This window comes from Bacillus sp. ChL18 (assembly GCF_026241425.1).
Classification (GTDB): domain Bacteria; phylum Bacillota; class Bacilli; order Bacillales; family Bacillaceae; genus Bacillus; species Bacillus velezensis.
The window spans coordinates 1,617,019-1,632,775 of sequence record NZ_JAPHWE010000001.1 but is presented as its reverse complement, the minus strand read 5'-3'; the positions used below and the strand labels follow the sequence as shown (position 1 = coordinate 1,632,775).

The window sequence follows — 15,757 nt, the reverse complement described above, 5'->3', positions numbered from 1 at the left end:
ATCATTTTGCGGCAGTGCCATTTGTAAAGGGGATGAAGATTTTTATGAAAGAAGCCCGTCATATTAGAAAAAAAGTACTTTCTGACATAGAAAGCGGCATCATTTCTTTGGAAGAAGGAGTAAAGCGGATACAGCAGCTTGGTTCTCATTCCGCAGGGGTTAACGGACAGTCGATATATTATCAGACGGTCTGGCAGCGGACAGATCTCAATATTCATGTAAAAGGCGGCCGACATGAGGGCAGCCTTTTATTATTTGATAAAAATGAAGATGTGAGTAAAGAACTTGCTGCATTGCATGATACAAGGGTTATTTTGGTTAAGCCGGGGAAAGAGTTTCGAAAAACCGGGGACGGTGTATTTGAAATCGACCCCCGCTCTGAAAGAGATTACATAAACCTGTTAGGATGGCTTATAGAAGAAGAGAAGTCAGATATACGGGAAGCGGTGCATTTGTGGTCAGACATGCCGTTTGAAAAGACAGAGAGAGCAATTCGTGAACAATGCGACAGCGGAGTCTATTCTTTGTTTTTACTACAACAGGCGCTCTTCAAAAATAACTGCCGCAAACCGATCAAGCTGTTATATGGATATTTTTCGCATCTTTCTGGAGAACAGCCTCTTTACGCGGCGGCAAGCGGATTTTTGCGGACATTGCAGCTGGAAAATCCGTTAATCTCAGCAAAAAGCATTGAAATGGAGCAGTCAATAGCAGCCGTTCACGCAGCTGATATCATACGCAATGAGCTGAGTGATTTCCAGCCTTCAGATGTAGAGATCCGTTATAAAGACATGCAGCGTTATGTCAAACAGCTCAAAACGTATGAACCCGAAAAAAATTCCGGAAGCGGAGATGTGCCGCTGAGAGAAAATGGAGTATATATTATCGCAGGAGGCGCGGGCGGATTAGGATTTACCTTTGCAGAATATTTGGCTTTTCAAACAAAATGCTGCCTTGTTTTAACGGGGAGATCTCCGCTTTCAGATCATATAAGAAAACAGCTGAGACGATTAGAGGATGCCGGTTCTTCAGCTGTTTATGTTCAGGCTGATATTACCAATAAGGAAGAAGCCGAATATGTAGTCAAAAAAGCCAAAACTTCTTATGGAAAAGTAAACGGGGTCATTCAGGGCGCGGGAATCATCCGTGACTCTTTCCTTCTTAACAAGTCACGAGAGGAATTCGATCAGGTAATCAGACCGAAAGTATTGGGTACGATGTGGCTGAATGATGCTGTTGAGAAAGAAAATCCTGACTTTTTCATTTGCTTCTCCTCTACTTCCGCAGTGTTGGGAAATGTCGGGCAATCTGATTACGCGTTTGGAAACAGTTATATGGATCATTTCATGAATATGCGTTCTGCCCAGCATTCTGATAAGATTTCTCTCTCTCTGAACTGGCCGCTGTGGAAAGAAGTCGGCATGCAAGTGGATGAGCGAACGGTAGAGACAATGAAAAAGGCGGGTTTTTATCCTTTAGAAAAAGAAGAAGGTAAAGAAGCGTTTGCAGTCGCATTGTCCTCCGGTTTTTCGCAATTTACTGTATTTTACGGAGATGAGCAAATTGACAATCATGTTCATCAATTATATGAACGAAAAGACAGCATTCAGGCAGATGAAGGAACAGGGAGAAATATCGAATCATTTGATTCAGAGAAACTGACAGCTGAAACATCTGATTTCATCATAAAAATGATTGCTGCAGAATTCAGGATGCCTGCGGACAAAATAGATGCAGAAGAGGCATTGGAAAAATACGGACTTGATTCCGTTATGATTATCAATATGACGAATGAGCTTGAAAAACATTTCGGCGCGCTCTCAAAAACGCTGTTATTCGAATATCAGACTGCGGCAGAATTGTCACAGTATTTCGTTGAGGAGCACAGGGATACTCTTCTTCATAAACTCCGGTTAGGAGAAAACGGGAGCAGCGCCCCATCTCAGAAGAAAAAAGATCATAAACAGACAGCCGATGTTAACGGGAAACAGAAAATCCAGATGAAAAATCAGGTGCAGCAGGAGAAGTATCATGACAATGATATCGCGATTATCGGTATCAGCGGACGTTACCCGATGGCAAATGATCTTGATACTCTGTGGGAAAACTTATTGAACGGTAAAGACTGTATAACTGAGATACCTAAGGATCGGTGGGATTCGGGGCTGCACTATCAGCCCGCAGCGGGCGATGAAGTAAAAAACCAAAGCAAATGGGGGGGATTTATTGACGATGTGTATCATTTTGATCCGTTGTTCTTTAATATTTCTCCTGCCGAAGCTGAATTAATTGATCCGCAGGAGAGACTGTTTTTAGAGACGGTTTGGCACACCATAGAAGATGCGGGGTACGCAAAGAAAACGCTTGAAAGAAAAAACGTCGGTGTTTTTGCAGGGGTTATGTACGGCCACTATCAGCTGTACAGCGTTGGTCACGAAGCGGCCGTTTCTTCCTCGTATGCATCAATCGCAAACCGGGTATCCTACTTCTTTAATTTCAGCGGGCCAAGTATTGCTTTGGACACGATGTGTTCCTCATCATTAACGGCTGTTCATTTTGCCTGTGAAAGTTTAATCAGGAATGAATGTGAAATTGCAATTGCAGGAGGCGTCAATTTATCCATTCATCCTCATAAATATGAACTCCTGACTCAAGGCGGATTTTTATCCAGTGATGGCCGGTGCAGAAGCTTCGGTTCCGGAGGAGACGGCTATGTGCCGGGAGAAGGGACAGGTGCCGTGCTGCTGAAACCTGTAAAAAAGGCTATTGCGGACGGTGATCAGATTTATTCAGTTATTAAGGCAACAGCCATCAACCACGGTGCTAAGACGAATGGATATACCGTGCCGAATCCCAAAGCTCAAAGTGAGGTCATTACGAGAGCCTTAAAAAAAGGGTTTATTGATCCAAAAAGCATCAGCTATATAGAAGCTCACGGAACAGGCACCGCGTTAGGAGATCCGATTGAAATCACCGGTCTGACCAGAGCATTTTCAGATGCCGAACGCGATAAGAAAACATGCGCGATCGGGTCGATTAAATCAAATATCGGACATCTTGAGGCTGCTGCAGGCATAGCGGGCATTACGAAAGTTATTCTTCAAATGAAACATAAAACGATTGTTCCGTCACTGACTCATTCTGCTGAATTGAATGAAAATATACCGTTTCAAAAAACACCTTTTTATGTACCGGACAGTGCCGAAAAATGGGAGTCATCCGTTCCCAGGCGTGCCGGAATCAGTTCTTTCGGGGCAGGAGGAGCTAATGCCCATGTTATTTTAGAAGAATTTGCGGATGAAGCTATCTCTCCTCTCGCGGCTGAAGAACCTGAACAGCTTTTATTTGTTTTTTCTGCAAAAAATGCCGACAGGCTGGCAGAATACGCAAAACGCGCAAAAGAACATATAGCAGCCAGAGATTATCCATTAGAAACACTTAGAAATACAGCATTTACTTTACAAACCGGCAGAGAAGAAATGCCGCACAGATTGGCTGTTATCGCCTCCACAAGAGATGAATTGCTTAAAGGACTGAAAGACTACATTCTCGGAAATGCGATGGATCATATTTTTACAAGCGGCAAAGACACAACAGAAGCTCAAAAGATGAACAAAGCTGAGATTGAAGAAGCAGCCGCAAACAGGGATCTTGTGAAGATTGCTGAATACTGGGTTGGCGGTAACGGAGTAGATTGGCCGTCACTTTATAAAGATGTCACTTTGAGACGGATTTCAGCACCCGGATATCCATTTGCCAAAGAGCTATGCAGAATAGATGTGCAAAATACGGGAAGCCGCCGGATGAACGTAAATAACGATCTGCATCCTTACATTTCATGCAATATATCTGATTTTAAAGCACAGAAGTTTCTTATCAATGTAAGCGATACCGATTTGTATATAAAAACAAAGTATCAAGACAAGGAAATGTTTCCGTTTCTCAGCCAGATTGAAATGGCGAGAGCTGCCGGAGCGATGGCTTCAGGGAATCCGATTATTAAATTAACAGAGCTCTCCTTTAGAGAACCGATGTTACAAAGCGGAAGCAATGAGCAGATCCGGATTGTATTAACCCCGGATAATCAGGGTGCATCGTATTCTATAGAAAAACAGAGCGACTCATCCATTTATTCCTCAGGGCGGCTCGAATTAGAAGGCGGAGCGTACGAGAACGGAAATATTCATCTTGAGCCGTTCCTGTCTCAGCATGCAGACCGCATACCGTACGAAGCGTTTTATCAGCGGCTTGCCGAATTCGGATACAGCTGCAGTGACAGTCTGAAAGCGGCAGAGCACTGCGTCGGCAGGAACGGACAGATGCTTTTAAAGATAAAAGCAAAGGCCGGGCCGAAAGGGTGCATAATCAAACCGGAAGTTATTGAGAGCGTATATCAAGCCGTCATATACCTTGCGGGGGAAAATGCCGGAGAGCTCCCGGAAAACATTAAAGAATGTACGATTTTTGATCATGAGACTGAACCCGTTTATGTATATGCAGAACAAACTGAAGAAAGCGATTCGGCTTATGATGTGTATGTATTAGACAATGCCGGCGGGATTTTGATGGAACTGAGCGGGCTGGTTTTGGGCGAAAAGCCTAATAAAAATGTGCGTTTTTATGAGCATAAGTGGGATCAAAAAAACCCTCTGATTGAAATCAAAGATAGGGAGCCAAAAACAATTCTGGTCTTTGCAAAAGATGAAGCACTGGCTGGAGCTCTGAAAATTCAATCAGACAGCCGTGTCATTCTCGTCACGCCGGATCAGCGGCAGACCGATCAAAATCTGCTGACATTCTGTGTAAACCCGGAAGTGACGTCAGATTACATTCGTTTATTCGAAGAATTAGAGAAAAAGGGATGTTCTCCTGATGTCATCTTGCACACGGGAGAAACATTTTACGCGGGTGACCACCTTCTCAGCGGCCTGGAATCAATTTTTTATTTATTAAAAGCCCTGAGCGCCCGCAGTGACTCCTTTCTTTATCTTCATTCTTTGCTTCTTGTTCACTCTTTTAAAGAAGGCGTGAATGATCCGTACGCTCTTGCAGGCTGTTTAAAAACGGCAAATATGTTGGTGCCATCCGCAGAGAATGTGAAGTCAATCGGTTTTTCAGAACGTATATCAATTGAAAAAATGGCTGAATTTTGTCTTAACGAAATGGTTTCAGGCATGGAACGGCAGGCGGAAGAAGTTAAATATATAAAGAACAAGAGGTATATTAAGACATTAAAGGAGTATGTGTTCAATCATACAGAGCACTCTCATCAGCTGAAACAGAAAGGGGTTTACCTCATAACGGGAGGTTTGGGCGGTCTGGGCCTGATTTTCGCAAAATATTTAGCCTCTCAGTATCAAGCAAAATTAGTATTGACGGGAAGGTCACCGTTAACAGCTGATAAACGCCATAACATTGACCGGCTGCAGGCGCTTGGAGGAGATGCTGTATATTATCAAGCTGATGCCGCAGATCAAAAGACGATGGGACGGGTCATAGAAGAAACGAAACGGACTTGGGGCTCCATTCAAGGTGTTATTCATTCAGCTGGTCATGCCGATGATCGGTTATTTACAGAGATGAATCTGACTGATTTTTCAGAGGGCATGACTGCTAAAATTGAAGGAACGGTATGCTTAGATGAATTAACGAAAGATGAGCCGCTTGATTTCTTTATCGTATTTTCTTCTATTTCTTCGATCTTCGGAGATTTTGGACAGGTTAATTATGCGTTGGGCAATTATTTTCAAGATCAATATATAAATTGGAGATCCGAACAGAGCCGCCGGCAAGAGAGACAAGGCAAGAGCATTTCGATTAACTGGCCGTTGTGGCGTAAAGGCGGAATGCATTTAAACAAAGAAGCTGAAGAAGCATATCTTTCTGCATCCGGGTTTGATTATTTGGAAACGGAAGAAGGGATAGCGGCTTTTGAGACGATTTTGGCAAGTGACTGTCCGCAAATTTCGGTTGTTACCGGGGATGCCGGAACAACACCAGCAAAAAAAGATCTGCCGCATCAAAAAGTAAATACGCTTCCGGTTCGTCAAGAGGAAATTTCTTATACAGCACCGGCTTATACAGACAATGTCCTGGAAGAACTGAAGCAAATGGTATCGGAATTATTGAAAATTAACATTGAACAGCTGGATACGGCAGAGAATTTCGGCAATCTCGGCTTTGATTCTATCAGTTTGAAAACATTAGCTGTCCGACTGAATAAAAAATACAAGCTTAAGCTGACACCTGCCGTTTTCTTTACTTACAGCCATATTAAGTCTCTTTCAGAATTTCTAAACAGTGAACTGCGTACTGTTGCAAAAGGGAATACAGATGCAGAAAAAAACATTTCTGAAAAAAGGAAAGTAGTGCACGCTGGGAAAACCACCGGGAAAAACGTGAAGCCGCCGCGAAGTTTTCCGTTTGAAAAAAAGACAACAAGACAGGCTGACCATCATCCAGAGAAGCAGCCAGTTGCCATTATCGGGATGAGTTGTGTTTTTCCGGGAGCAAAAAATGCAGATGAGTTTTGGATCAATTTAATCAATGAAAAAGATTTGATTCAGGAAATTCCCCCGGATCGCTGGGATTGGAAAAAATACGCCGAAGGCAAAGGAAGCAGCGAAGTACATTCGAAATGGGGCGGCTTTATCACAGATGCCGATAAATTCGATGAGGCGTTTTTCAATATTAATCCGCGGGAAGCAGAACTCATGGATCCTCAGCACAGAATTTATTTGCAGGAAACCTGGAAAGCGATAGAAGATGCGGGTTACAAAGCTTCAAAGCTGTCTGGCAAAAATATCGGGGTGTTTACGGGCATTCAATTTAATGATTACCGCCAGCTGCTGATGAGGCATTCGGACGGGGCGCATGCGTTTGCGGGAACCGGAAACAGCCAGGCGCTCATCAGCAATCGTGTATCCCACTATTTTAATTTCAGAGGTCCGAGTGAGTCCATTGATACAGCCTGCTCAAGCAGTCTTGTAGCAATCCACAGAGCTGTGCGCTCGATTCAAAATGGCGAAAGTGAGCTGGCGGTAGCAGGCGGGGTTTCGCTGCTCTTAGATCCAGTCACGCATATGTATACTGATAAACTCGGTATTTTGTCTAGGGACGGCCGGTGTAAGACGTTTGATAAACTTGCTGACGGTTATGTCCGCGGTGAAGGTGCAGCTGTTCTGTTATTGAAACCATTGCAAGCGGCAATGAATGACAGAGACAATATTTACGGAGTTCTGAGAGGAACCGGAGAAAATCACGGAGGAAGATCTGCTTCATTGACCGCGCCGAACCCGGAAGCTCAGGCAGAACTGTTAACGTCTGTTTACAAAAATGCCGATATTCCTGTTGATACGATATCTTATATTGAAGCACACGGAACCGGGACAGAACTGGGAGATCCGATTGAGATTGAAGGCTTGAAAAAAGCGTTTGGATCTTTTGAACCGCATTCAGGAAAGAATCATGATCAATTTTGCGGCATCGGTTCAGTAAAAACGAATATCGGTCATTTAGAGCCCGCATCTGGAATGCCGGGGCTGATTAAAGTATTACTATCCATGAAGTATAAAACACTGCCTGCCACACTTCATGTCAAGGAGCTGAACCCTTACATTCAATTAAGCGGAACACCGTTTCATATTGTCAATAAAACAATGAAGTGGGCCAGATTAAAAGATGGACAAGGAAATGAAGTTCCGCGCCGTGCCGGAGTCAGTTCCTTTGGATTCGGCGGGGCAAATGCTCATGTCATCGTGGAAGAATTTGAATATGGACAAGATAAAGCAGTAACTGCCGAGCGGGATCAAATCATTGTTCTATCGGCCAAAACAAAGGAAAGGCTGATGGTTAAAGCCAAAGAGTTAACAACGTTTTTACATGAAGAACTATCAGTTCAATTCAGTCAGCAAGAGGTGCAGGAACGTGATTTGCAAGAGGCGGTTCGGGAAGCGGCAGCGGGTATCCTGCGTTTAGATACCGCAGATATAGATGCAAAGACACCTCTTTCTGAATTCGGATTTGATCCGTTGGCTTATTCCGAATTAATCTCTTATATAAACCAAATGTACGGCACAGAAATATCACTAGATATATTTCAGGAATTAATGACCCTGAGCGAGCTGTGCCGCTATATCAGCAGCGTCCGGAATCGATCAGCTGATAAACCGCATAACGGCAATTTTAGAGAAAAGTCCGGAATCAGTCTTGAAGAAATAGCATATACGCTGCAAACCGGAAGGGAACCATTTGAATGCCGCCTTGCGATCACTTGCTCGAATACCGGAGATCTTCTTGAAAAATTAAACGGTTACATCCAGGGGAGCAGGCTGCAAGGTGTTTATGAAGGAAATGTAACGGATTTTGATAGTCTGTACGCTCCTATATTCGGCGGCCCCGAAGGTCATGCATATGTTCAATCACTGATTCAGCAAAACAAGCCGGCCAAACTGGCTCAGTTGTGGACGATCGGTTGTGAAATCAGCTGGGAAGACTTGTATGAGGAGGAACTCAAACCGGTTAAACTGTCTCTTCCTCTCTATCCTTTCAGCAAGAACAGACATTGGATTCATTTAAATAAAGATGAAGCGCAGAAGGCTGAGGCTTTCTCGGGTACTGAGCTTCACAACTCAAATAAAGATACAGCAGATGGAACAATCATGTCGCTTCTTGAAAAAGCACAAACAGGTGAGATGAATACGAAAGAGACGTCAGAGCTGATAGAGGAGTTGCTTTTCCATGAATGAAAAAACGATGCAAATTGAGCAAATCGTGAAAAAGGTGAAAGAATGCAGCCTGACGCCTGAAGAAGGGCTGGAATTAATTAAGAGCTTGGGGAAAACCCATCTATATGAAATGGTATGGGATAGACATGAATTTAAAGGCAGTGGAAAATTCCCGCATACGAAAGAGCCAATTTTATTTTTTTGCGAAGACGACAGCATGTATACCGTAATGAAGAGGCAGCTTGAAGGCTATGAGGCACCTTTCATTTACGTGACTTCCGGCGAGCGTTTCGAAGATTGCCGGAACGGTCGTTTTAGAATGAACTTTGCAAAAGATGAGGATTATGATGCGTTATGCGGGGTTCTGCGTTCTCAAAATATAAGACCCCGTCATATTATTCATTTTTTGGCTGCCGGGCTCTTCAAAAATACAGAAGATGCAATGAGAAAGCAGCTCAATAAAAGTCTTTTTTCCTTGTTTCACATGTTTCAGGCCTTCATGGCGAACAAACTTTGTCCGAAAGCAGAAATTTTGTACCTGTATGAAAATACCGAGGGCGAGGTTCAGCCGATTTATAACGCGGTTGAAAGTTTTCTTAAGACCGTACAGGCCGAAAATCCGAATTTCACATGTAAGGCTGCAGAGCTGAAATCAATGTTTGACGAGCCGTTTACAAAGCAGCATGTTGCAGATGTCATCTCTTTTGAATGGAACAATCATTGTAAGAAGGACCACTTTACCTGCTATGAGCCGAGGCATTATTATAAAAGGCAGCTTAAAAGAGTAAAAAAAGAAGATGGGGAGAAACATAGTTTCAGAGTAAAAAAGAACGGTGTGTATTTAATTACGGGAGGAGCCGGCGGTCTCGGGTATCTGTTTGCGGAATATCTGGCGAAACAGGCAGAAGTCAAGCTGGTATTAACCGGGCGTTCTCCGGCATCCCGTGAAACGGCGCAAAAATTGAGCGCTCTTGAAAATCTCGGCGCTGAAGCCTTATATGTCCCGGCAGATATTTCAAAGGAAAAAGAGGCGGACGCGTTAATTAAGCACATTAAGCAGACATTCGGAGAATTAAACGGAATTTTGCACAGCGCCGGACTTGTTAAAGATGCATTTATCATAAAAAAAACGAAAGAAAGCATAGAAGAAGTTATAGCGCCTAAAGTATTCGGAACCGTTTGGCTGGATAAAGCAGCTGAAGAAGAGCCTCTTGATTTCTTCGTTATGTTTTCGTCCCTTTCGGCCGTTCTGCCTAATGCGGGTCAAAGCGACTACGCCTTCGCTAACGGATGTATGGACGGATTCACCCAGTATCGAAGCATTAAAGGACGTCCCGGGAAAACACTTTCTATTAATTGGCCGTTATGGGATGCGGGGAATATGACAGTCGGGCCGGGAGAGCTGCAAGCTTTAAGACATGCAGGGCTGGAACTTTTATCCGCCCAAGCAGGACTTGCCGCTTTTCAGGACAGTATGAGCCGCTCTGCTTCTCAGCTGGCTGTTATCAGCGGAGACAAAGATAGAATAAGTGAATTACTCTCAACGGATCATAAAGAAATAGAGACTGTGCCTGAAAACAACAGTAATCTGCCGCAATTAAATGAAAAAGATCTGAAAAAGCAAACGGTTCGTCTTTTGACAGAGATCGTCGGTGCGGAAACGGGAAGACAGGCGGACAGTATTTTACCCGAGGATACGTTTGACCGTTATGGAATTGATTCTCTAACGATTTTAGGTCTTAACTCCCGTCTGGAAAAATATTTTGGAAGAGTGTCTAAGACTCTTTTCTTTGAATACAGCAGTGTTGAAGAGCTGTCAGAGTATTTTCTTGAACACTATCATCATGAGTTGAAGAAGGCGTTTTTACCGGCAGCCGAACAGCGAATTGATCATTCGGCGCCGGCGAAACGAGAGAAGCTTTCCGTTTCCCGCATACCATCCGCACCTTCCGAGGAAGATATTGCAATTATCGGTATAGCCGGCCGCTACCCGATGGCGAAGGATGTGGAACAGTTTTGGGAAAATATTTCTTCCGGAAAAGATTGTATAACGGAAATACCGAAAGAGCGCTGGGATTTTCGGAAATATTATCACACAGGTGACAATGCCCGTCATGACAGCAAATGGGGAGGTTTTATAAAAGACGCTGATAAATTCGATCCGCTGTTCTTCTCAATTTCGCCCCGTGATGCCGAGTTAATTGATCCTCAGGAACGGTTATTTTTAGAGACAGCGTGGCACACGTTTGAAGATGCGGGTTACACAAAGAAAAAGTTGAAACGGCATAAGACAGGTGTATTTGTCGGTGTCACCTACAGCCACTATCAGTTATTTGCAGCCGGTGCTTCAGATGATGAGGAACGTCAGGCGCTCCTGTCTTCATATTCGTCTATCGCAAACCGGGTGTCATATTTCTTTGACCTGCACGGACCCAGCCTTGCAATTGATACAATGTGTTCTTCTTCACTTTCTGCTGTTCATTTTGCATGTGAAAGTATAAAAAGGGGAGAATCCACCCTCGCTATAGCCGGAGGAGTGAATTTATCCTTACACCCGGATAAATATACTTTACTTTCACAAAACCATTTTGTTTCAAGCGATGGCCGCTGCAGAAGCTTTGGAGCGGGAGGAGACGGATATGTGCCGGGAGAAGGAGTCGGGGCCGTTCTTTTGAAATCGCTTTCTGCCGCAAAGGCTGACGGGGACAGGATTTACGGTGTGATTAAGGGAACATCTGTAAATCACGGCGGAAAAACAAACGGATACACTGTGCCAAATCCGGGCGAGCAGGCAAACGTCATCAGTGAAACTCTTGATAAGGCGGGGATTGATGCAGACAGCATAAGTTATATTGAAGCGCATGGCACCGGAACATCTTTGGGAGACCCGATTGAAATTTCAGGTTTAACCAAAGCTTTGCACAGCTCGAAAAGCGATTATCGTTGTGCAATTGGTTCGGTTAAGTCAAATATCGGACACCTAGAGGCTGCGGCGGGAATTGCTTCTATCACAAAAGTGCTGATGCAAATGAAATATAAACAGCTTGCTCCTTCCCTTCATTCCGATAACTTAAATCCTAATATTGATTTTGGGGAAACACCGTTTTACGTGCAGTCTGAACTGACCGATTGGGAGACGCCGCAAAATCAAGCCAGAAGGTCAGGCATCAGTTCTTTCGGCGCTGGAGGATCTAATGCTCACATTATCATCGAAGAGTATAAGAATGAAGAAAAGATGGAAACGGTACAGAGCAACAAGACGCAAATTATTCTGCTTTCTGCCAAAAATGAAGAACGGCTCAGACTCTTGATTGATGCATATATAAAAGAACTGGAGCCAAACACGTCACTAGCCGATGCTGCGTACACTTCGCAGACGGGGAGAAACGCTATGGAAGAGCGGCTCGCTGTTGAGGTTAGCAGCATTGACGATCTTCGTAATAAGCTGACGATGTATTTGCGGTCAGATCAGAAGGTAAACGGTTTATATAGGGGAAAGGCCCGCCGAGGCGCTGGTCAAAAGGGTGCCCTGTCAGCCGCTCACTTTGAAAATGCAAGAGATATGGCCATTCACTGGGTGAACGGAGGAGACGTTGAATGGGAAGAGATGTACACTTCGGAATTACCGAAGCTTATCTCTCTTCCTGTATATCCTTTTGAACGGAACAGATATTGGGTGCCTGCCGCAAAAACAGCACAGAAACAGAAAAAAACAGGTGTACCGCAAAGTCTGCCCCATACACCGATTGACTTATCATTTGATGTATTAAAAAAATCGTGGAAAAAACAAAAGGCTGCGCCTTCCGCTTTTACGAAAGGACAGGTGATGATCCTGGCTAATAGTGAAAGTGAGCGGCTTGCATTCGAATTGTTTGATTCAGATCCTCTGATTGAACCCGCTGTCATTTGCGCAGATAACTGGGATCATTCAAATGGGGAAGCCAAAAAAACGGCTCTAGCAGTCATAGAAGAAAATCCGGAAATCATCGGCATGATTGACCTGTCAGATTTGCGGAGTGATCAAAACGGGGCACACACCGGCACAATCGGGAAGCTGACACTGCTGCAGGAAATCATAAACACACGTAAACAGCTTTTCGTTTTACATGTGACCAGAGGGCTGCAGACATTTCTGAATGACAAGCCGTCGTTAGCCGGAGCCGAAACAGCCGGACTATATAAAATACTGAGTGCGGAGTATCAAAAGATAAAATCAAAAACAATAGATGTAGACGGGCATGTCGGGACTGCGGCGGAATTGAGACAGGTAATCACAGATGAAGCTTGCGCTGACGGGCTGTATAGTGAAATCTGCTACCGGAACGGTGAACGTTATATTCCATACGTCGAGAAATTACATGCAGCGGAAATAAACCGGAAACTATCCGGCCTGCCGGTATGCCGTACGGATCAAACCCTGGTTATTACAGGGGGAACAAGAGGGATCGGAGCAGAACTTGCCAGACATTATGCCGGCAAGGGAGTCAAAAAACTTGTGTTGATGGGAGTAACCGACCTTCCGGAATCTGATAAAATAGCCGGCATGTTAAAAGACACCGATGAAAAGTCACCTCTTTATTCGAAATTACAACTGCTGCATGAGTTGGATCAAAAGGGAGTTCAGGTGGAAGTGTATTCCGGGCCGCTCACGGAAAAAGAAAAATTACAACGCTTCTTTTCAAAGGTGAGAATGAAGTTCGGCAAAATCGGCGGGGTGATTCATTGCGCTGGTGCAGCCAATCATTCGAATCCGGCTTTTATTCATAAATCTGATCAAGAAATAAGAGAAGTATTTGAGCCAAAGGTGCAGGGGATGCAGGTACTCCATGACATTTTTATTGATGACAAACTTGATTTCTTCATTTTGTTTTCATCTGTTGCGAGCGCCTTTCCTTTATTAGGCGCCGGAACAAGTGACTATGCCGCAGCGAACGCTTTTATGGATTACTTTGCGGCGTATCAGCATGCAGCCGGCAGAACGTATTATCAATCAATTAACTGGCCGAGCTGGAAGGACATTGGGATGGGCGAGGTGACAAGTCCATCATATCAGGCGCTTGGTTTACTTTCACACTCAACAGAAACAGGTATTGCCATGCTGGATGAAATGATGACGATAAACGGATACCCCTGCCTTATACCGGCAAAGACACATCCGGAGAAATTCAAGCTGGAGCAGCTGCTTCAGACAAGAATTCAAGCTGCTATAAATAAGCCGGATGCTGAAGAAAAAGAGATCTCTGGTCAGGGAGACAATGAAGCTATGATCAGGAAGTTAATGGAGATTTTTTCCGCGGAGCTGAAAATACCTTACGAGAATTTAGATCAGGAAACGTCTTTTGCGGATTACGGAGTTGATTCAATCTTACTGGTTCAGCTTGTCAAAAAAGCGGAAGATGCATTTCAAATAAAAATTGAACCATCAGCTTTTCTGGAGTATCCGAGTTTTTCACAACTGGGCGTCTATTTAAACGAATTATTTGCAAGTGAGGGGATCAGTCCTCAAATTGATTCAGAAAACATTGAGATTCGGAAAAAAGAGCAACATATAAATCAAAATGCTTCCGAAGTACGGGACAGCGGATCTCAAATACAACAAACCAGTCTGAACCAAATCGCTATTATCGGAATGGGCTGTGAGTTTCCGGATGCTCCGGACACAGAAACGTTCTGGAGAAATTTGAAGAAAGGACAAAATAGTGTCCGCGAAGTCCCGGCGTCGCGATGGGATATTTCTTCATACTACTCTGACACCTATGAAAAGGGAAAAAGTATCAGTAAGTGGGGCGGATTTCTTCAAGATATTGAGTCTTTCGATCCCGCGTTTTTTAATATGAACAAAAGTGAGGCATCAGAGCTTGATCCGTTAATCAAAAAATGCCTTGAGGTCAGCGTCCAGACATTGAGAGACGGCGGCTATACAAAAGAAGAAGTATCAAACAAAGAAGTCGGCGTCTTCATCGGTTCGCGGACCGGGACGTTTATGTCCAAAATAGGTTCCCCTTCAAAAAATACGATCGTGGGTATAGGACAAAATTTCATAGGCGCGCATATCTCACACTTTTTTAATCTGAAAGGACCGAATCTGGTTGTAGACACGGCATGTTCTTCCTCATTGGTCAGCGTCCATCTCGCTTGTCAGAGCCTGATGTCAAAAGAGTCAGATATGGCGATTGCGGGCGGAGTTGACATTTTGCTGGATCAAAAACCTTACGTCATGCTGAGTGAGGCTCGGGCGCTTTCACCTGAAGGAAAGTGTCATACATTTGATGAGAAGGCAGATGGATTTGTACCGGGAGAGGGATGCGGCGCAGTCCTTTTGAAAAGACTTGATGACGCCCTTGCCGAAGGTGACAGAATTTACGCGGTAATTGACTCATCCGCGGTTAATAATGACGGACAGACAATGGGAATGACAACACCTAATCCGAAAGCGCAAAGCGCAGTGATAAAAAAAGCTCTGAAAAAAGGCGGAATTGATGCAGATACTCTCAGTTATGTCGAGACGCATGGCACCGGTACGATGATAGGAGATCCGATTGAATTAAAAGCGCTGACAGAAGTGTTCCGGGAGGTTACGGAAGAAACGCAATTTTGCGGAGTGGGCAGCGTAAAAACGAATTTCGGACATTTAATGAGCGCAGCGGGGATAGCGAGTATTATAAAGGTTGCCTTATCCATAAAAAATCAGATGCTCCCGCCGACATTACATTGTAAAACGCCAAATCCGCGTTTTAAATTTGATCAGTCGCCATTCTTTCCGAACACGTCTTTAAAAGAATGGCGTCCCAGAAAAGGGGTTTTGAGAGCCGGAATCAGTTCTTTTGGATTCGGGGGCACGAACGCACATATGATATTGAGCGACAGCCATCTCACATTAGGATATGGAGAGACAAAAAGACACCCGCTTTCTCCGATTATATTCAATAAGGAACAATGCTGGATCGACAATGGAGAAACTCCAGAAAAGGAAGAGTCAGAATTGCTGATTCCTTTACTTGATTTCAAAGAATTATAAAGAAAAGAAAAGG

2 protein-coding genes are annotated in these 15,757 nt (G+C 44.1%); both read left to right on the top strand.

Annotated elements, in window-relative coordinates:
* Positions 1 to 44: 44 nt before the first annotated feature.
* Positions 45 to 8,747, top strand: a complete 8,703-nt coding sequence (locus OQ477_RS07945) for a type I polyketide synthase (RefSeq protein ID WP_265972011.1) — start codon at positions 45 to 47, stop codon at positions 8,745 to 8,747.
* Positions 8,740 to 15,744: an SDR family NAD(P)-dependent oxidoreductase gene (locus OQ477_RS07940; RefSeq protein WP_265972010.1), complete on the top strand. Its 7,005-nt coding sequence runs from the start codon at positions 8,740 to 8,742 to the stop codon at positions 15,742 to 15,744. Before OQ477_RS07945 ends, OQ477_RS07940 begins: the two co-directional genes overlap by 8 nt.
* Positions 15,745 to 15,757 lie beyond the last annotated feature (13 nt).

Bases quoted from the DNA above. Each gene is read 5' to 3' on its own strand.
- OQ477_RS07945 (WP_265972011.1), top strand. From the start codon at position 45: ATGAAAGAAGCCCGTCATATTAGAAAAAAAGTACTTTCTGACATAGAA.
- OQ477_RS07940 (WP_265972010.1), top strand. From the start codon at position 8,740: ATGAATGAAAAAACGATGCAAATTGAGCAAATCGTGAAAAAGGTGAAA.